Raw genomic sequence first — 20828 nt, forward strand, 5'->3', positions numbered from 1 at the left:
TTGGCACGGGTTACGACAGCGCCAGTCCCGGCCATGATGAGGGCCAGGGCCTCAATATTCCTTTTCGTAGAAGATGCCGCCCTTGGCCTCGCCGGCGTCCGTCGCCTCGCCGCGCAACTTGACGCCACGCCCGACATTGAGGTCGATGGTCGCCTTGCCCGAACCGGGCTTGTCGCCCTTCTGGATGGTCACATAGGTGCGGTCGTTGAGGTATTTGCCGGCGGAGACCGCCGTGCCGCCCTTGTCGTCGGTGGTAACGTCGAGATCGTCGACGCCGATGGCGCTGCGCAGATTCTCCAGCAGCGACGTCGAGCCGCCGACGCCGGCCAGTTGCCCGGCCGCTTCCGCCAGTTGCGCGATCTGCAGCGGCGACAGGTTCGACATGGACCGGCCGAAGATCAATTGTGCCAGCACCTCGTCCTCCGGTAGCGCCGGCACCGAGGAGAAGGTGAATTTCGGATTGGTCGCCTCGCCCGACACCACGATGGTGACGGTGGCGCTGGTCGTGGTCGTGGTCGCCGTCAGGTTGAGGTAGGGCACCAGCGAGCCGGAGAAACCGACCGTGCCCTCGGTGAAGGTCAGCCGCTTGCCCAGGATCGACAGCCGGCCCCGCTGCAAGGTGAAGGTGCCGACCGCCTGCGGCGACGAGGCCGGGCCGGTCAGCCTGAGCGAGCCGCCCAGTTCGGCATCGACGCCCCTGCCCTGGATGAAGATCTGGTTCGGCGCATTGACGGTGACGTCAAGCGCTAGCCCGCTTCCGCCGCTCTTGCCTGACGTCGTGGCCGGGCGCAGCGCCTGGTCCTGCGCCCTGACGGCGGCGGGCGCGTTCTTGTGCTTGACGTCGAGCGCCGAGAGCGAGCCCGGCAACTTGTCGGGAACCGTGATGACGGTCTTGGCGAGATTGACGGTGCCGGAAATCGCCGGTGCCGATACCAGCGGCCCCTTGATCGTCAGGTCGCCGCCGAGATTGGCGGTCACCACGCGTCCGTCCGTATAGCGGCCGTCGGTGAGCTTGATCGACAGGTCGGCCGGAAAACCTTGCGCCGGGTTGATGCCGACCGTGCCGTTGGCCGACAGGCTGCCGCGCGTCGACAATGTTCCGGTCAGCCGGTTGATCCTGGCGACGCCGCCGCCGATCGAGACGTCGGCCGCCAGATCGTTGACGGCAAGGCCCGAGCGGGCGTCGACCAGCCGTGCACCGGAAGTATTGACGCTGCCGCCGATGACGGGCGATGTCGCCGGACCACGCACCTGGACGTTGACGTTGGCCGTTCCCGTCAGCGCCAGGCCCTGCGCGGCAAGCTTCTGGCTGAGCATGCCGAACGGCACTGCGCCATTGAAGTCGAGCACCAGCGCCGGCGTGCCCGCCGTCGTCACCGTGCCGCCGCCCTTGAGGCCGAGGCCCGCGCCATCGCTGACATTGGCGTTGAAGGTCAGCTTGTTGCCGGCAAAGGTACCGGAGGAGGAAACGCCGACCGCGCCGACACCGGCGCCTCGGGTCTGCGACGTCTGGACGCCGGCCGCTTCTATATTGAAGGCTACGGAAGGGCTCGCCGGCGCACCGGTCACCTTCACCGTGCCGGAAATCGAACCGGCGGCATCGAGACCCGGCGAGAAACCGTTGGCGAGCGACATCGGCACCTTCGCCAGCGCCGCATTGATGTCGAGCGCTTGCCCGACCTTGCCGGTCACCGTCGCCGTGCCTCCGCCAAGGTTGAGCACCAGCCGGTCCAGCGTCGTCGTGCCGTTGGCGATACTGATCGTCGAAGCCTGGGCGATGGCCGCCTTGATGCCCTGGACGGTCGCCTGGCCGGAAGCGAGTTCGATGGTGGTCGTGCCATTGGCCACCTTCACGCGGCCGGCGGCCTTGGCCGGAATACCCTTGACCGTGGCGCCACCGGAAAAGCCGGTCCAGTCGCCGTCACGTTTCAGATCGACATCGATGCCGCTGATCACGGTGCCGCCCGACGTTACGGTGTTGGCGCGGATCTTGCCCGAGATGACCGGCGCGGCGAGATAATTGGCGATCAGCGCATCGATGGAAACCGCTTTCGCCTGGAGATCGCCGCGCGTGATCGAGGCGGTGGCCGCCTTGATGGCGACCTGCGGTGCGGCACCGTTCTTCGTGAAGGCGATCGTGCCACGCACGTCGCCCTCCGCCTTTTCCAGCGCCAGCGCGGCGAGCGGGCCGATATCGGGCAGGTCGAGCGAGATCGTCCCTTCAGGCACGAATTTTTCATCAAGCGCCAGATCGCCCGAGATCTTGTTCTTGCCCAGCGACAGCAGCAGGCCGTTGATGGCGCTCTTGCCGTCCGCCGTCGCCAGCACCGCGCTGCCTTGCAAGGCCTGTCCCGCGACATTGCCGGTCAGTTGCACGTTCGCCGCCGGGTTGGCGGCATCCGCCTTGCCCGTGGCGGTGAGCTTCAGCCCGGTGATCTCGCGCTCCGCCACCAGAAGCCGATCGCTGTTGACCGTCAGCGACAGATCGGGTGCGATGGCGGGTCCCTGTGCGTTCAGCGCAAAGGCAATGGCGCCCTTGGCGTCCTTCGACAGCGGCGAGATATCGGCAAGGGCGCCGGTGATATCCGCGGCCAGCTTGTTGTCGGCAAGGCCCGCTTGCCCCTGCGCGGTCAATCCGCCCGAGACCAGCTTCAGCCCGTCGACATTGATGCCGCCATTGGGGTCGCGCTTCAGCGTGGCGCTGATCTGCGCGCGTTCGCCAAGCACGCCGCGCGCCGCCGCTGGCAAGGCCGATGACGGGGCATCCGCACTCAGCTTGAGGTCGATGGCGCCATCGCGCAACGACACCAGGCCGGCGACCTGGCTGTTCAGCGCATCGCTCTTGAGCGAGCCGCTGTCGATGGCGACGCCGTCCGACGTCAGCCGGGCGTTCAGCGCGGCCGTCACCTTGCCGGCGATCAGCGGCGCGACGACAGCATTGTCAAGACCGACCTTGTCCACTGACATCGTGCCGGAAACCGGTCCAGCGCGGTTCTTGAGATCGAACGCATCCGAGTGCAGTGCCAGGACAAGCCCGTCCACCTTCGCCGGGTTGGTGGTGACTGACGGCAGGATCGCGGAGACGTCCAGGCGGGCCTGCGTGCTCTCGCCCGCCACCTTCGCCGACAAGGACCGGATCTCGATCATCACGGGGCTCGCGGCGCTGCCGACCGTCAGCGGCAGGCTTGGTCCCGACGATGTAAGGTCGAGGGCAAAATCGCTGGCGCCGTTCGGATTGATGGTGCCGGCGGCGGTGCCAGAAATCTTGTCGCCGGACAGCGTCGCATGGTCGAGGGCGACGCCGCCGGCCACGGTATAGACGCCGGCCGCATCGACCGCGAGCGGCCCGAGCCCGGCCTGGCGGGTCTGGCTGGTTTCGACGCCGGCAAGCTGCGCGTTGAACCGAACTTCGGGAGCGGATGGCGAGCCGGTCACCTGCGCGGCGCCGCCGAGCGTACCCGCCGCATCGAGCCCGGGCGCAAAATCATTGGCCAGGGCCGCCGGCAGCGCGGAGAACTGTGCCGCGAGATCAAGCGTCTGGCTGGCGGTGCCCGACAGCATCACCGAACCGCCACCGACATCAAGCGCCAGTTTTTCGATGCTGGTCGTGCCATTGGCGATGCTCAGCGTCGAGGTTTCAGCGATTGCCGCCTTGATGCCGCGAACCGTGGCTTCGCCCGAGGCGATCTCGACGCTGGTGGTGCCCTCAGCGATCTTGACCCGGCCGGCGGCGGTCGCCGGAATGCCCGCAATCGTGGCGCCGCCGGTGAAATTGGTCCAGTCGCCGTCGCGCTTCAGGTCGACGCCGATGCCGCTGATTTCGGTGGCGCCCGAAGTGACGCTGTCCGCCTTGATGGTGCCCGAGATCGCCGGCGCCCTGAGATAGTTGGCAATCAGTGCGTTGACGGCGATCGTCTTGGCCGTCACTTCGCCACGCGCGACCGACGTGCTTTTCGCATCGATGGTGACAGAGGGGGCGTCGCCGTCCTTGGCGAAAAGGATGGTGCCGTTGATGTCGCCAGTCACCGCCTGGCCGGCGAGTGCCGCCAGCTGGTCGATCGCCGGTGCGGCGAGCGTCAGCGTGCCGAGCGGCATGAGCTTGTCATCGAGCGCCAGGTCGCCGGAAACCTTGTTGTCGCCCAGCGAGACCAGAAAACCGTTGATCGAGCGCTTGCCCTCGCTGGTCACCAGCGCCGCCTTGATGTCGAGCGGCTGGTCGTTGACCGCGCCTGTAAGCGAGACATCGGCCGAGGGGCTCGCTATGTCGGCCTTGCCGCTTGCCGTCAGCTTGATCGCTTTCACCGTGTGGCCCGAGGCGGTCAGGCTGTCGCTGTCGGCGGAGATGGTGAAGTCCGGCGCCGTCCTGGCGCCGCTTGCTGAAAGGGCGAAATTGACGCCGCCGGCGACCGGCACGCCGACCATGGGCGACAGCACCGAAACGTCGCCCAGCGTGCCCTTGATGTCGGCCTGGATGTCGGTGCCTTGCGCGCTGGCGGTGCCGCTTGCGCTGAGCGTGCCGGAGGTCAACGAGATCGAATTGGCGGCAAAGGCCCCTTGCGGATCGCGCGTCGCGGCGGCCGAGAACTTCACCCGCGCGCCGAGCACCGAGCTGATCTGCGGCGGCAAGGCGGTCGACACCGCATCGGCATTCATCTTCAGCTTCATCGACAGGTCCGCAAGCGCCACCGTCATGGTCAGCGAGGCATTGAGCGCATCGGAGCGCAGCGTGCCCTGGTCGATGGCGATCGCGTCCTTGCTCAGCGATCCCGCCAGGTCGACATCGACCTTGCCGGTGACCAGCGGCGCCAGCGTCGCCACGTCGGTCTTCAGCCCGCCCGCCGTCAGCTTGACGGCGACCGGCCCGGCGCGGTTCTGGATGTCGAAGCCGTCGGAATGGATCTGTGCCGAAATATCGTTGAGCTGGGTGCCGCCCGCCACCACCGAAGCCAGCGAGGCACCGATGTCGACGATCGGCGCTCGGCCGTCGCCAAAGGCGCGGGCGGTGGCGTTCCTGATCGCAACGGTGATTGGTTGCGCCGCACTTCCTACTGTGATCTGCACCGGCGCGCTTTTGGCGGCAATCTCAACCGACAGATCGCTGGCGCCGGCCGGATCGGCGATGCCGGTCGCGGTGCCATGGATGGCGTCGCTTTCGATGCTGGCCCGGTCGACGCTGATGCCGCCCGCCGATGTCGTGGCGCCAGAGACGTCGAAGCTGGTCTTGCCGGCAAACAGCGATCGCAGATTTTGCGGCAGGAATGGCGCGAACTCGCCGTCGCCCTTGGCCTCGACATGATTGCCCTTGTCGGTGAGTTGATGACGGCCCGTCAGTTGCGTGACGATCTTGCCGTCGACCATGAACGTGGCGATGCCGTTCCAGTTGGCCAGCGGTCCCGTGCCCGAGACCGCTATGTCGACCGGCGGCGTATCGGGCAGCTTGAGCAGATTGGCGATGATGCCGCCCGCCGGCTCGGAAGCCTTGAGGTCGAGGTCGAGCCTGTCGTCGGCCGGCGCGAAGTGGATCTTGGCGTCGACTTTGCCTTGCTTGCCGTCATGGCGGGTGACGTTGAGCACCGTCTCGACCGCGAGCGGCGCGGCGTCGGCCTTGAGCATCCCCTTGGCGGCGAGTTCGGCGATGCCGCTGCCGGCCAGTTGCTGGCCCAGCGCGATTTCCGGCAGGTCGATCTCCCTGATGTCGATGGCAACCGGCAGCGTCGCCGTGCCGCCCTGCGCCGGCGGCTGCGTGCCGGCCACCGGCAGGCGTGCGAGTTCGATGCGTTCGGCAGCGATCCGGTCGGCACTGAAGCTCTTCGACAAAAGCGCAAACGGCGACCAGTCGACGGCGACCTTGCGTGCCACCAGCCAGGCGCCCTCGCGGTCTTCCAGCACGACATGATCGACGCTGAGCGCGCCCGACCAGATGCCGTCAATGCCACTGACCGTGATCTTGCGGTCGTCGCTGGAGGCCAGCCGCGAAATGATGCCGGCGAGATTGTCGCGGCCGCGCTCGGTCTTGGTCAGGACAATGAGCGCGCCAATCGCGCCCGCGACCACGATGAGCAGCGTGTAGAGGACAATGCGAAGGATGCGCCACACCGTCTTCATGTCAGAACGCCTGCCCGATGCCGGCATAGATGCCGAAATGCGGGTCGCTGGGATCGCGGTTGAGCGGCACGGCCGCGTCGATGCGCAGCGGCCCGAACGGCGTGACGTAGCGCAGGCCGACGCCGGCGCCGACCTTGACGTCGGAGAAGTTGGGAACCGACTTCGTCGACACCGTGCCGGCATCGACGAACGGCACGATACCGATCGTATCGGTGACGGCTATGCGCATTTCGACCGAGGTTTCGAAGAAGGACAGGCCGCCGATCGGCTGGCCGGTGAAGTCTTTCGGGCCGATGCCCTGATAGGCATAACCACGCACCGAACCGCCACCGCCGGAGTAGAAACGCCGGTCGGCCGGAACGTTCTGCAGCCCGGTGCCGACGATCGATCCGACGGCGACACGCTCGGCCAGCACGAATTTCGAGGCCGTATCCAGCGACTGATAGGCCGATCCCTCGCCCTTCAGCTTGAGGAAGGCGGCCCCGCTCAATATGTCGTAGCTCGGCTCGGCATAGGCCAGCACCCGGAAGCCCCCTGTCGGGTTCAGCCTGCTATCCCTGTTGTCGTAGACATATTGCAGCGGAACACTGGCGATCAGGTAGGTGTGTTTGCCGAACGCATCCGTGATCCTGGAATAGTCGAGCGCCACTTCCGCCGACACGGTCTGCCTCTTGTCGAGTTCGTAGGACAGGCCGGTGCTGCCCTTGACCGAGAAATGGTCATACGCATCCGGATGCTCGAGTACCGTCTTGAAGCTGGCAAAGAACTTCGACGTCGGCCCGATGACGCCGGGTTTCTCGAACATGATGCCGGCATTGTAGTTCAGATCGGACAGATTGTTGCTGCCGATGCCGCTGATGGCGCCATCAATGCGCAGCTTTTCGGCGTGGCCAAACAGGTTGCGGTGTCCCCAATAGCCTTCCAGGCCGAGGCCCTCGGTGTTCGAGAAGGTGCCGCCCAGGCCGAAATAGCGCGGCTTGCGCTCGCTGACCTGGACGCCGATCGGAATGTTGCCGTCGGCGTCGAGCTTGTCGGCTTCCTTGAAGGTGACGCTGTTGAAGACCTCCAGCGCCAGCAGCCGGTCGCGCGCGTCGCTGATCTCCTGCGGCGAATACTGCTTGCCGCGCTTCAGCCCGGTCATGTATTCGGTGAAGTCGCGATCGACCTTCTCGGTGCCCTCCACCGTCGTCGCGCCATAGCCGGCGACCGGCCCGGCCGCGACCGTCAGCGTCACATCCAGCGTCGAGGTGGCGTGGTCGGCGACGATCCGCCGGTCGGTCACCTCAGCCAGCGGCCTGCCCTGCTCCTTCAGCGTCCGCACGATCAGCGCCTCGGCCTTGAGCACCGCGCCCGACCCGGCGTCGCCGCCTGATATCAGGCCATAGTCGGCGCTCATCAGCCCCGCCGCGTCGCCTTCCAGCCTGATAGTGCCGAGGGTGAATTTCGGGCCGACCGCGATATTGATCGCCACCGGAATGGGCTGCGGACCCTTGAATTCGGCGTCTGGCGGCAGTTCGTCGAGCGGCTTGCCGTCGATGGTGATGGTGACCACGCCCTCGTAGCGGGCATCGGCAAAAAGGGCGGCGACCAATTGTTCACGGTCGCTGCGCGCCTTGGCCATCAGTCCGAGCGAACCCGAGACCGGCCGGTCCTCGTCGCCCTTCAGCGCCGAGGCGTTTTCGAGTTTCTTGACCAGATCCTTGTCGGCATCGGGCGCGGTGATGGTCACGGCATAGCGCAGCGGATCGACGATATCGGCGTCCTCGTCGCTGGACGATCCCCACAGCTTGATACCGAAAAGCTCGAAAGCGGCCGCAGGCCTTGATTCGGCAACCAGCGCGGTCGCGCATATCATGGCCAAAAGCAGGGCGCGCGGAAGCACGCGCCCTGGCGCGGTCCCCCCTGACATCTGCTCTTCATGCGCCGGCATTAAGACAACCTAGGTTACAAAACTAAAATTGGAATGAAGTTCTGAAGCGCTCGTAAAGGGGCCACAATCCAATTGTCTGAAATAGGACGGGCTTGGAATTCACACCTTTTGCGTCGCCGCAAGAATGCGTGATCCCCTGTCCTATGGAGGTACTACCGGTCATCGGCCGGAAAGGAAACCGTTGGCAGGCGGAACCCTGCCGCGTCCTGCGTTGACAAGCTTGACTGAAGCTTGAACATGCCTGGACGTCTGCAATTGTCTGGAGGGTGTTATGGCAATGCGCGCGGCTCGTGGTCTGTCGATCCTGATCCTTCTCTTCTTCGCCTGGGCCAATGTCTTGGCCTGGAATGGTGTCGCGCAGGCGGCCGAGGCCCGGCGAATCGCAACGACGGACAATTCCGACTATTTCGGCTTTGATCTCAGATCCGACCAGAATGTCACCCTCGACCAGTGCAAGACGACATGCCTGGGCGATCCGGCCTGCCGCGCCTTCACCTACAACACCAAGGCCAAATGGTGCTTTCTCAAATCCGACTACAACCAGCTGAAACCGTTCAACGGCGCGGTCGCCGGCAAGGTCGTCAACATTGACGGCGATCCCGATATCGGCGCGCCGCCGGAACTGACCTTCTTCCCCAACTGGATGGCCGACCAGGCTCAGCAGTACCGCAACAGGCTGCTTGGCCCGGCCTTCGACAAGCCGACCGAAGGCATGGCCGCCCTGATCAACTCGGCCGAACAGGCCGTGCTGACCGGCGACCATCGCTCCGCCATGCGCAAATACGAGGCCGCGGTCTCGGTGATGCCCGATGATGGCCATCTCTGGCTCAATCTGGCGCGTGAAACGCTGGCCGTGCAGCCCGCCACCAACACCTCCGAAGCGTCGACCTTGCCGATGAACGGCACTTCCGCCGCCTTCAACGCCTATAAGCTGCTGCGCACGACCAAGACCCGCGCGGACGCGCTGGCGCTGCTTGGCGCCGGCCTCGACAAGCGCGATCTCTACCGTCCGGCCCTGCAGGCCTATGAGGCGAGCCTTGCGCTCGTCACGTCGCCGGCCGTCCAGGCCGACTATGCTGATCTCAAGGCCCGCAAGGGCTTCCGAGTCGTCGACCACAGCGTCGACGCCGACACCAGCGCGCCCCGCATCTGCGCGCAATTCTCCGAGGAACTGGTCAAGACCGGCGTCGACTACGCGCAGTTCGTCACCGTCGACAATGCGCCGCCGAAGGGCGTTGAGGCCAAGGACAAGCAAATCTGCGTCGAAGGGCTCGAACACGGTCAGCACTACGACGTCACCTTCCGCGCCGGCCTGCCGGCGGCCATCGGCGAAGTGACCGCCGCGCCCGTGGTGCTGTCGATCTATGTACAGGACCGCGCCCCGTCCGCCCGCTTCACCGGCGACAGCTTCGTGCTGCCGGCCGGCGCGCGCCGTGGCATTCCGGTCGTCACCGTCAACATGAACGCCGCCGAGATGAAGCTCTATCGCATCGGCGACCGCTCGCTGGCGCAGCTCCTGTCGGGCTACCAGTTCCTGCACCAGCTCGACGGCTATGACATTTCCAACATTTCCGAGCAGATGGGCGCGCCGGTCTGGCAGGGCAAGCTCGACATCGTCAACGACCTCAACAAGGAGGTCACCACTTCCTTCCCGGTCGACGAAGCGCTGCCGCAGCGCAAGCCCGGCGTCTATGTGCTGACCGCACAGGCCGTCGACGGCAAGGCCGACGACTACAATTCGATGGCCACCCAGTGGTTCGTCGTCTCCGACATCGGCCTGTCGACCTATACCGGCCAGGACGGGCTCAACGTCTTTGCCCGTTCGCTGGGCTCGGCCAAGCCGATCGCCGGCGCCGAACTGACGCTGGTTGCCAGGAACAACGAGGTTCTCGGCACCGCGACGTCGGATGCCGACGGCCACGCCGTCTTCAATCCCGGCCTGACGCGCGGCGACGGCGGCATGGTGCCGGCCGTGCTGATGGCCAAGCAGGGCGACAATGATTTCGTCTTCCTCGACATGTCCAAGGCCGGCTTCGACCTGTCGGACCGCGGTGTCACCGGGCGCGCGGCGCCCGGCGCGCTCGACGTCTATGCCTGGACCGAGCGCGGCATCTACCGCGCCGGCGAGGATGTCCATGTCGCGGCCCTTGCCCGCGATGGCGCCGCCAAGGCGGTCGAGAACCTGCCGCTGACCTTCATATTCTCGCGCCCCGACGGCGTCGAGGACCGCCGCATCGTCAGCGAAGGCGCTTCGGCCGGCGGCCATGCCGTCGACCTGCCGCTCGAACCCAACGCCATGCGCGGCACCTGGTCGGTGTCGATCCACACCGATCCGAAGCAGCCGGCGGTCGCCACACAGATGTTCCTGGTCGAGGATTTCGTGCCGGATCGCATCGAATTCGACATGAAGGCCGACAAGCAGGAAATCGAACGCGGCGAAACCGCCAACATCAACATTGACGGCCGCTTCCTCTATGGCGCGCCGGCGGCGGGTCTGGCGCTGGAAGGCGAACTGACGCTGTCGACGGCACGCGACTGGGACCGCTTCCCCAACTTTTCCTTCGGCCTCGCCGACGAGCAGTCGGCGGAACCCACCGTCACGCCGCTGACCAACCTGCCGGTGGTCGGCGATGACGGCAAGGCGAGCTTCCCCGTTACAGTCGACCAGTTGCCCTCGACCACCAAGCTGGTCAACGGCAAGGTGACGGTGCGCATGCGCGAAACCGGCGGCCGCGCCATCGAGCGCTCGCTCGACATCGGCATCCGCCCGCAAGGCCATATGATCGGCATCCGTCCGGACTTCGCCGACGACGAGGTGCCGCAGGGCGGCACCGCCAAGTTCAGCCTGATCGCGGTCGCTCCCGACGGCAAGCGCGAGGCGCTGAAAGGCGCGCAGTGGACGCTGGTCAAGGTCGAACGCAATTACCAGTGGTACCGATCCAACAATTCGTGGAGCTACGAGCCGGTCACCTTCACCAAGTCGATCGCCAATGGCCAGATCGACCTCGGCGCCGATGGCGACGCCACCGTCTCCGTGCCAGTCGACTGGGGCCAGTACCGGCTCGAGGTCGAGACTTCCGATCCCGAGGGTCCGGCCACAAGCTATGAGTTCGACGCCGGCTGGTATGTCGCCTCGACAACCACCGAGACGCCCGATGGGCTGGAGATCGCCCTCGACAAGGACAATTATACCGCGGGCGAAGTGGCCAAGCTGAAGGTCTCGCCGCATTTCGCCGGCGAACTTCTGATCAACATCGGTTCCGACAAGCTGTTGAAGACCATCACGGCGGCCGTGCCGGCAGGCGGCAGCACCGTGGACATTCCGGTCGGTGACGACTGGGGCGCCGGCGCCTATGTCACGGCCACCCTGTTCCGGCCCGGCGATGCGCAGGAAACGCGCATGCCGGCCCGCGCCATCGGCTTGAAATGGCTGAAGGTCGATCCGGGCGCCAGGAAACTCGCGGTCACGCTGACACCGCCGGACAAGACCGTGCCGCGCCAGCAGTTGTCGATCCCGGTTTCCGTGGCCGGCGTGCAGCCGGGCACCAACGCCTATGTCATGGTCGCCGCCGTCGATGTCGGCATCCTCAACCTGACCAACTACAAGGCGCCGGACCCGGAGAACTGGTTCTTCGGCCAGCGCATGCTGGGCATGGAGATCCGCGACATCTATGGCCGCTTGATCGACGGCTCGCTCGGCACCACCGGCAAGCTCAGGACCGGCGGTGACGGCGCCAACATGCAGGCTCAAGGCAGCCCGCCCACCGAAAAGCTGGTCGCCTTCTTCTCCGGCCCGGTCCAGCTCGACGCCGACGGCAAGGCTCGGATCGACTTCGACATCCCGCAGTTCAACGGCACCGTGCGCGTCATGGCTGTCGCCTGGACCAAGGAAGCGGTCGGCCATGCCCAGTCGGACGTGATCGTGCGCGATCCCGTGGTCATCACCGCCGGCCTGCCGCGCTTCCTGGCGCCCGGCGACAACGCCGTGATGCGGCTTGACGTGGCCGACACCGACGGCCCGGCCGGTGACTATGCCTTCTCGATCGACACGACGGGCGACCTGTCGACCGGCGAAAAGCCCCTGCCCCAGAAACTGACGCTCGCCCAGGGCAAGCGCCAGACGCTGACCGTGCCGCTGATCGCCAAGACGCCGGGCAATGCCTCGCTCACCATCAAGCTGGCGCACGCCGACGGCACCAAGGTCGAGCAGACGCTCTATGTGCCGGTGCGCCCGGCGCAATTGCCGGTCACCACGCGCCTTGTGGTCGACCTCAAGGGCAATGGCGGTGCGCTGCGCGTCGACAAGGAACTGCTTGCGGCAAGCCTGCTCGAAGGCGCTTCCGTCAGCGTCGGCGTTTCGCAGACGGCTGCCTTCGACGTGCCCTCGCTCCTGATGACGCTCGATCGCTACCCCTATGGTTGCGCCGAGCAGACCACCAGTCGCGCCATGCCGCTTCTCTATGTCAACGAGATGGCGTCCGGCATCGGCATGGAAAGCGATCCCAACCTGCATGGCCGTATCCAGGATGCCATCTACAAGGTGCTGAGCTACCAGTCCTCGAGCGGCAGCTTCGGCCTGTGGGGTCCAGGCTCCGGCGATCTGTGGCTCGACGCCTATGTCAGCGAGTTCCTGACCAGGGCGCGCGAGCAGAAATACGACGTGCCGGCGCAGGCCATGAACCAGGCGCTGAGCAATCTGCAGAACTCGCTCGGCTACGACCAGAGCGTACAGGACCGCGGCAGCGAGATCGCCTACGCCCTCTACGTCCTGGCCCGCAACAAGAAGGCCTCGATCGGCGATCTGCGCTATTATGCTGACACCCAGCTCGAAGCCTTCTCGAGCCCGATGGCCGTTGCCCAGCTGGCAGCAAGCCTTGCGCTCTACGGCGACACCCAGCGTTCGGAGGCGACGTTCAAGACCGCGCTGGAGCTCGCCAAATCGAGCACCGAATACGACTGGTACCGCTCCGACTACGGCTCGGCGCTGCGTGACGGCGCGGCGATGCTGTCGCTGGCGGCGGAATCGAAGCCGGTGTCGTCGGTCGTGCCGGAGCTGATCAAGCTGGTGACCAGGCAACGCGCCGAAGTGCGCTGGACCAGCACGCAGGACGATTCCTGGATGCTGCTGGCGGCCCGCGCGCTGAAGGAGGGCAATGACTCGATCACGCTCTCCGTCAATGGCGCGCCGCATTCGGGCGGCTACTCCAACCAGGTCAACGGCTCCGAACTGTTCGACAGTCCGCTCGAAATCGCCAACACCGGCAAGACCCCGCTGCAGGCCGTCGTCACCACCGTGGCGTCGCCGATCCAGCCGTTGCCGGCCGGCGGCGACGGCTTCACCATCAGCCGTACCTACTACAAGCTCGACGGCACCGAAGCCAATGTGACGGAGGCAACCCAGAACGAGCGCTATGTCGTCGTGCTCAAGGTCACCGAACAGAACAGCTGGCCCTCACGCCTGCTGGTCACCGACCTTTTGCCGGCCGGCTTCGCGATCGACAATCCCGGCCTGGTCTCCAGCGCGCAATTGACGAACTTCTCCTGGCTGGCGCAGACCGACGCGGCTCATCTCGAATTCCGCGACGACCGTTTCGTCGCGGCGTTCAACCCGGCCGACGGCGATCACGACCACAATCTGACGCTCGCCTATGTCGTGCGCGCCGTGACGCCGGGCACCTACGCCCATCCGGCGGCGACGGTGGAGGACATGTACCGGCCGCAATACTCGGCCCGCACCGCCACCGGCATGATGGAGATCAAGGCGCCGTAAGGCGCCGTTGGTGACGATCATGCAAATGGCGATGGCGCAGACGACAGTTCCCTTCTCCCCGTCACTATGCGGGGAGAAGGTGCCGGCAGGCGGATGAGGGGCAGCGCCATGCTCTCGCAAAAATTCCTTCGCCGTGCCGCCTTCACCGCAGCTTGCTGCGCAGGTACCCTCGCGGTCTCCGTCGCCACCCTTTGGGAGCTCGACCGCGCTTTCCCGCCGCCGCTGCCGGCGGAACTCACGGTCTCGACCGAAGTCCAGGACCGCGATGGCCAGCTGTTGCGCGCCTTCGCCACACCGGACGGGTACTGGCGGCTCGAAACCCGGCTCGACCAGGTCGACAAGCAGTTCGTCGACATGCTGGTCACCTATGAGGACAAACGCTTCTGGGATCATCAGGGCGTCGACGTGCTGGCGCTTGGCCGCGCCGCCGGCCAGCTCATCACCAGCGGCCACATCGTCTCCGGCGGCTCGACGCTTTCGATGCAGCTCGCCCGCCTGATCGAACCGCGCGAAAGCCGCAGCCTCGGCTCCAAGATCAAGCAGATGCTGCGCGCCATCCAGATCGAGCGGCGGCTATCCAAGCGAGAGATCCTCGAACGCTATCTGACGCTGGCGCCCTATGGCGGCAACCTCGAAGGCGTGCGCGCCGCTGCGCTTGCCTATTTCGGCAAGGAGCCGAAGCGGCTCACCGTCTCGGAAGCCGCCCTGCTCGTCGCCTTGCCCCAATTGCCGGAAAAGCGCCGGCCCGACCGCAACCTGGCAATCGCCCACGCCGCCCGTGACCGTGTGCTGACCCGCATGGTCTCGTCGGGCCTGATCGGCGAACGCGAGGCCGCACGCGCCGCCCTTGACGATGTGTCGGGCCTGCGCCGCACCTTGCCGGCGCTTGCCCCGCACGCCGCCTATGCGATGCTGCCCAGGGCCATCCCCGGCCAGCCGCTCAAACTGACCATCCGAAAAAGCGTCCAGGAAGGGCTGGAGCAGGTGGCGCGCGATGCCGCCACCAAGCTTGGGCCGCGCCTCTCCGTCGCCATGGTGCTGGCCGATTCCCGCACCGGTGACATTTTGGGCGAAGTCGGCTCGGCCAATTTCTTCGATGCCAGCCGCTCCGGCTGGATCGACATGACCAAGATCGTGCGTTCGCCTGGCTCGACGCTGAAACCGTTCATCTATGGCCTCGCCTTCGAACAGGGACTGGTGGCGCAGGAAACGCTGATCGAGGACAGTCCCGTCGATTTCGGCGGCTACCGGCCCAAGAATTTCGACATGGGCTACCAGGGCGATGTCAGCGTCCGCCAGGCGCTGCAATTGTCGCTCAACGTGCCGGCGATCCGCGTGCTCGACGCGGTCGGCCCGGCGCGGCTGACGGCGCGCTTCCGCCAGGCCGGCGTCAACCCGATCCTGCCGATCAACGAAGCGCCGGGCCTGGCCATCGGCCTTGGCGGTGTCGGCGTCACGCTGCGCGATCTCGTCCAGCTCTATACGGGGCTCGCCAATGGCGGCAAGACGCACACGCTGCATGACGGCACCGAGCCTCCCAATGCCGAGCGCACCACCGCCACCATCCTCAACGACCAGGCGAACTGGCAGATCATCGACATCTTGTCGGGGGTCAAGCCGCCGGAGGGCACCCTGCAGCGCGGCATCGCCTACAAGACCGGTACCTCCTACGGCTATCGCGACGCCTGGTCGGTCGGCTTCGACGGCCGCTACGTGCTGGGTGTCTGGGTCGGGCGTCCCGATGCCAGCGCCGTGCCGGGCCTTTCCGGCTATGTCTCGGCCGCCCCCATCCTGTTCGAGGGCTTTGTCCGCTCGGGCCTTGCCACCGTGCCGCTGCCGGGCAAGCCGCCCGGCGCCTTCACCCCCAAGCGCCAGGACCTGCCGGTGACGCTCGCCCGCTTCGGCGCCGGCGCCGATGGCCTGGTGCAGGCGACGCCGACCGAGCCGGCGCCGACAATCATCTTCCCGCCGGACGGCGCCCGCGTCGACCTCGCCACGAATTCCGCCGACGCCACGCCGCTGGTGCTCAAACTGCAAGGCGGCCGTGCGCCGTTCCGCTGGCTTGCCAACGGCAAACCGCTGGTTGGCATCGACCGCCGCCGCACCGCGACCTGGCAACCGGACGGCGCCGGTTATTCGACGCTGACCGTGATCGACGCGGCCGGGCGAGCGGCCAGCGTGAAAGTGTTCGTTGAATAGAGCGCGCCAGGCGATTCCGCGCGTTGGCTTTTACGCGCTGACGCTTGTCGCTTCCGTTCTGCCGGCACATGCCGACCCCCTCCCCGCCGGCTTCGTCCGCCTCGCCGATGTCGCCCCGTCGATCCGCCAGGACATCCGCTACGCCGGCGCAGGCAATTTCCTGCACCGCAAGGTCAACGGCTACGACGCACCGGCCTGCATTCTCACCTTGCAGGCAGCGCAAGCCCTTGCCGGCGTCCAGCAGGCCATCGCCGCGAAAGGCCTGACGCTGGTCGTCTTCGACTGCTACCGCCCCGCCCGCGCCGTCGCCGATATGGGCGACTGGACGCGAGAGGGCGGGCCGCCCGATCCGCAATGGTATCCCAGGGTCCGGCGTGGCGACCTCATCGCCAAGGGCTATGTCGGTGAACTGTCGACCCATTCGCGCGGCTCGACCGTCGATGTCGCGATTGCGCGCGCCGACGGTCCCTCCGTCTCCAAACCGCCCTGCGGCGCCAGCGATGCCGATACGCTCGACTTCGGCACCGGTTTCGACTGTTTCGACCCGATGAGCGAGACAGCGCACCGCCCGCTCGGCAATGAAGCGGCGGCGAACCGCAAGCTGCTCGTCCAGGTCATGCGTGCCGGCGGCTTCAAGAACTACGCACGCGAATGGTGGCACTTCACGCTCGGGCATGAGCCCTTTCCCACCGAGCGCTTCGATTTCACGGTGAGCGCCGAGTGATTTGCCGGACCAGGCGGCCTTGCCTCGGCACCGCGCGTCCCTAGATAGGACCTCGAATCCGCGCCGAGCGCCGGCGAGGAAAATATTTCCCATTGCGCCGGAGGATCGTCGAAGATTTTCTTCAGGAGGGCAAAAAAGGCAACATTCGATGCATCTAATTTCTATCAGTTCGCTAGATTTGGCGCGGGTTCAACGGAGGCAGATATGACCAAACCTCATTTCAGGAAACTGCTCGGCGCACTGGTCGCCACATCTGTCCAGTTCGGCACGCTCGGTTTCGCGTTCGCCGACACCACCATCCTCAACGTCTCCTACGATCCGACGCGCGAGCTCTACAAGGCTTATGACGAGGCCTTCGCCGCCCACTGGAAGGCCGAGACCGGCGAAACGGTCACCATCCAGCAGTCGCATGGCGGCTCAGGCGCCCAGGCACGCGCCGTGATCGACGGCCTCGACGCCGACGTGGTGACGCTGGCGCTCGAGGGCGACATCAACGCCATCGTCTCCAAGTCGAAGAAGATCAATCCCGACTGGCGCAAGAAATTCGAAAACAATTCAGCGCCTTATACCTCGACCATCATCTTCCTGGTCCGCAAGGGCAACCCCAAGGGCATCCACGACTGGAGCGACCTCGTCAAGGACGGCACCCAGGTGATCACCCCCAATCCGAAGACTTCAGGTGGCGCCCGCTGGAACTATCTGGCCGCCTGGGCCTACGCCAACGCCCATGACGGCGGCGACGAGGCCAAGACCAAGGAATTCGTCGGCAAGCTCTACGCCAACGCCCCGGTTCTCGACACCGGCGCGCGCGGCTCGACCGTCACCTTCGCGCAAAAGGGCATCGGCGACGTGCTGATCGGCTGGGAAAACGACGCCTATCTGGCGCTCGACGAATTCGGCGCCGACAATTTCGAGATCGTCTACCCGCCGACATCGATCCTGGCCGAGCCGCCGGTGGCGGTCGTCGACGCCAATGTCGATGCCAAGGGCACGCGCAAGGTGGCCGAAGCCTATCTCAGCTGGCTCTATTCCAAGGAAGGCCAGACGATCATCGCCAAGAACCACTATCGCCCGGCCAAGCCCGAACTGGTCGCGGCGGCCGATCTGCCCAAGACCCCCGATATCAAGCTGATCTCCATCGACGATCCGCTTTTCGGCGGCTGGAAGAAGGCGCAGCCTTATCATTTCGGCGACGGTGGTATATTCGACCAGATCTACAAGCCGGCCCAGTGAGGTTCGGCAGTTGCGAAGAAGCCCGCGAATGGGCTTCTTCGGCAAATCTGGTTGAGTAAGAAGGGACGATCCAGAACTCCATGACCACAGCACCCGCGCATGCGGGGTGGCGTTTCAGGCAGCCGAGTGTCATTCCGGGTTTCGGATTGACGCTCGGCTTCTCGCTTGCCTACCTCACCCTCATCATCCTCATTCCGCTGTCCGGGCTGATCTGGCGCTCGGCCTCGCTCGGCTGGGTTGACTTCTGGGCGATCGCCAGCGACCGCCGCACCCTCAATGCGCTGGAAATCAGCTTCGGCACCGCCTTCCTCGCGGCGGCCGTCAACGTCGTCTTCGGCACGCTGGTCGCCTGGGTGCTGGTGCGCTACCGCTTTCCCGGCCGCCGCATCGTCGACGCCATGGTCGACCTGCCCTTCGCCCTACCGACGGCGGTCGCCGGCATCGCGCTCACCACGCTCTATGCGCCGAATGGCTGGATCGGCAAATTGCTGATGCCGCTCGGCATCAAGGTCGCCTACACGCCACTCGGCATCGTCGTGGCACTGGTCTTCATCGGCCTGCCTTTCGTCGTGCGCACGGTGCAGCCGATCATGGAGGAGATCGACAAGGAGGTGGAGGAAGCCGCCGCCACGCTTGGCGCCAGCCGCTTCCAGATCATTACCCGCGTGCTGTTTCCGGGTCTGGCGCCGGCCATCATCACCGGCTTTTCGCTGGCCTTCGCGCGCGGCGTCGGCGAATACGGCTCGGTCATCTTCATCGCCGGCAACCTGCCCTATAAATCCGAGATCGCGCCGCTTTTGATCGTCATCCGGCTGGAGGAATACAACTACCCGGCGGCGACCGCGATCGCGGCGATCATGCTGGCGCTGTCGTTCGTCATGCTTCTGGTCGTCAATCTCGTGCAGACATGGAGCCGCAAGCGGTATGGCTGATCCCGAAATCAAATCCTACGAACCCTACCATGAGAGCCGTTCGGCGGCCGTGACCGAGAGCCGGCCGGCCCAGGCCGTGCTGATGGCGATCGCTTTTGTCTTCCTCGGCGTCTTCCTGCTTTTGCCGCTGATCATCGTCTTCCATGAGGCGTTGGCTAAAGGCGTCGGCGCCTACACGCAGGCACTGGGCGAGCCGGACGCACGCTCGGCCATCCGCCTGACACTGCTTGTCGCGGCGATCTCGGTGCCGCTCAATGTCGTCTTCGGCATCTCCGCCGCCTGGGCGATTGCCAAGTTCGAGTTCAAGGGCAAGGCGTTTCTCACCACGCTGATCGACTTGCCCTTCTCGGTCTCGCCGGTCATCTCGGGCCTGGTCTATGTGCTGCTGTTCGGCGCGCAAGGGCTGCTCGGCGAGTGGCTGAAGGCACACGGCATCCAGATCCTGTTCGCCGTGCCCGGCATTGTGCTCGCCACCGTCTTCGTCACCTTCCCCTTCGTCGCCCGCGAGCTGATCCCGCTGATGCAGGAACAGGGCAATGGCGATGAGGAGGCCGCCCTTTCGCTCGGCGCCAATGGCTGGCAGACCTTCTGGTATGTGACGCTGCCCAACGTCAAATGGGGCCTGCTCTACGGCGTGTTGCTGTGCAACGCCCGCGCCATGGGCGAATTCGGCGCGGTGTCGGTGGTTTCAGGCCACATACGCGGCCTGACCAACACCATGCCGCTGCATGTCGAAATCCTCTACAACGAGTACAATGCCGTCGGCGCTTTCGCCGTCGCCTCATTGCTTGCCGGGCTGGCGCTCGTCACGCTGGTCTTGAAAACATTGCTCGAGATGCGCTACGGCGCCGAACTCGCCGCGACGCGCGGGCATTAGAAGGTTTTGTAAATGGAAGTTCGCGTTGCCAACGTGCGCAAGGAGTTCGAGCGGTTTCCGGCGCTCCATGACGTGTCGCTCGACATCAAGTCGGGTGAACTGATCGCTTTGCTGGGGCCGTCAGGCTCCGGCAAGACGACGCTGCTCAGGCTGATCGCCGGGCTGGAACGGCCGACGCGCGGCAAGATCTTCTTCGGCGACGAGGATGCTTCGCAGAAGTCGATCCAGGAGCGCAACGTCGGCTTCGTCTTCCAGCACTATGCGCTGTTCCGGCACATGACGGTGGCCGACAATATCGGCTTCGGCTTGAAAGTCCGGCACGGGTCCTCGCGGCCGCCGGCAACAGAAATCCGCCGTCGCGCTTCCGAACTCCTCGACCTCGTCCAGCTTTCGGGGCTGGAGAAGCGCTATCCGGCGCAGCTCTCCGGCGGCCAGCGCCAGCGTGTCGCGCTGGCGCGCGCCATGGCGATCGAACCCAAGGTGCTGCTGCTCGACGAGCCGTTCGGCGCGCTCGACGCTCAGGTGCGCCGGGAACTGCGCCGCTGGCTGCGCGAGATCCATGACCGCACCGGTCACACCACCGTTTTCGTCACCCACGACCAGGAGGAGGCGCTGGAGCTCGCCGACCGCGTCGTGGTGATGAGCCAGGGCCGCATCGAGCAGGTCGGCACCGCCGACGATATCTACGACACGCCGAACTCGCCCTTCGTCTACGGCTTTATCGGTGAATCGAGCTCGCTTCCCGTCAAGGTCGAGAATGGCGAGATCTGGCTTGCTGATCGCCCGATCGGGCTGTCGGCGCCGCATGCGCCCGAGGGCGAGGCGACGCTCTATTTCCGCCCGCACGACGTCGAACTGCTCGATGGCTGCAGCGGCTGCATCGCCGGCACGGTGGCAGCCAGTCGCCGCGTCGCCGGAACACGGCGCGTCGAACTCGAGATCGGCGGCGAGCGCCAGCGGGTCGAGATCGAGCTGCCGGTCGGACATCCCGCGGCGCAGAAGAGCCGGGTGGCGTTCCGTCCGGGGCGCTGGAAGCTGTTTCCAGCGGCTTGATCTCC

The 20828-nt window shown here is 65.8% G+C and carries 9 protein-coding genes; 7 read left to right on the forward strand and 2 right to left on the reverse strand.

The window, feature by feature from the left end; translation table 11 throughout:
* Nucleotides 1–51: 51 nt before the first annotated feature.
* Together ACWGS8_RS09360 and ACWGS8_RS09365 are read right to left on the reverse strand one after the other, a co-directional pair.
* Complete coding sequence (locus tag ACWGS8_RS09360) at nt 52–6105, reverse strand: translocation/assembly module TamB domain-containing protein (RefSeq protein ID WP_454580650.1); 6054 nt, start codon at nt 6103–6105, stop codon at nt 52–54.
* A 1-nt stretch (nt 6106) separates the two neighbouring features.
* Nucleotides 6107–8035: an autotransporter assembly complex protein TamA gene (locus ACWGS8_RS09365; protein WP_454580651.1), complete on the reverse strand. Its 1929-nt coding sequence runs from the start codon at nt 8033–8035 to the stop codon at nt 6107–6109.
* A 271-nt stretch (nt 8036–8306) separates the two neighbouring features.
* Here ACWGS8_RS09365 and ACWGS8_RS09370 point away from each other — a divergent pair, with 271 nt between their 5' ends.
* The 7 genes from ACWGS8_RS09370 to ACWGS8_RS09400 all read left to right on the forward strand — a co-directional run bounded on the left by ACWGS8_RS09370 (nt 8307) and on the right by ACWGS8_RS09400 (nt 20823).
* The gene (locus tag ACWGS8_RS09370) at nt 8307–13805 is read left to right on the forward strand and encodes an alpha-2-macroglobulin family protein (RefSeq protein ID WP_454580652.1); all 5499 of its coding nucleotides are present in this window, start codon (nt 8307–8309) and stop codon (nt 13803–13805) included.
* A 108-nt stretch (nt 13806–13913) separates the two neighbouring features.
* Nucleotides 13914–16004 (forward strand): penicillin-binding protein 1C, encoded by a 2091-nt coding sequence (gene pbpC, locus ACWGS8_RS09375; protein WP_454580653.1) that lies wholly within the window; start codon nt 13914–13916, stop codon nt 16002–16004.
* Nucleotides 15997–16728, forward strand: a complete 732-nt coding sequence (locus ACWGS8_RS09380) for a M15 family metallopeptidase (RefSeq protein WP_454580654.1) — start codon at nt 15997–15999, stop codon at nt 16726–16728. The genes pbpC and ACWGS8_RS09380 overlap by 8 nt, the downstream gene beginning before the upstream one ends.
* Before the next feature lie 204 nt (nt 16729–16932).
* A complete protein-coding gene (locus tag ACWGS8_RS09385; RefSeq protein WP_454580655.1) occupies nt 16933–17961 on the forward strand; it encodes a sulfate ABC transporter substrate-binding protein in 1029 nt (342 codons plus the stop codon).
* A gap of 80 nt (nt 17962–18041) precedes the next feature.
* On the forward strand, nt 18042–18893 hold the full coding sequence (gene cysT, locus ACWGS8_RS09390) for a sulfate ABC transporter permease subunit CysT (RefSeq protein ID WP_454580656.1): 852 nt from the start codon (nt 18042–18044) through the stop codon (nt 18891–18893).
* Entirely contained in the window at nt 18886–19770 is an 885-nt protein-coding gene (gene cysW, locus ACWGS8_RS09395; RefSeq protein ID WP_143973624.1) for a sulfate ABC transporter permease subunit CysW, read from the forward strand. The genes cysT and cysW overlap by 8 nt, the downstream gene beginning before the upstream one ends.
* 12 nt (nt 19771–19782) lie before the next feature.
* Nucleotides 19783–20823, forward strand: a complete 1041-nt coding sequence (locus ACWGS8_RS09400; RefSeq protein WP_454580657.1) for a sulfate/molybdate ABC transporter ATP-binding protein — start codon at nt 19783–19785, stop codon at nt 20821–20823.
* Nucleotides 20824–20828 lie beyond the last annotated feature (5 nt).

This window comes from Mesorhizobium sp. 43Arga (genome assembly GCF_053714255.1).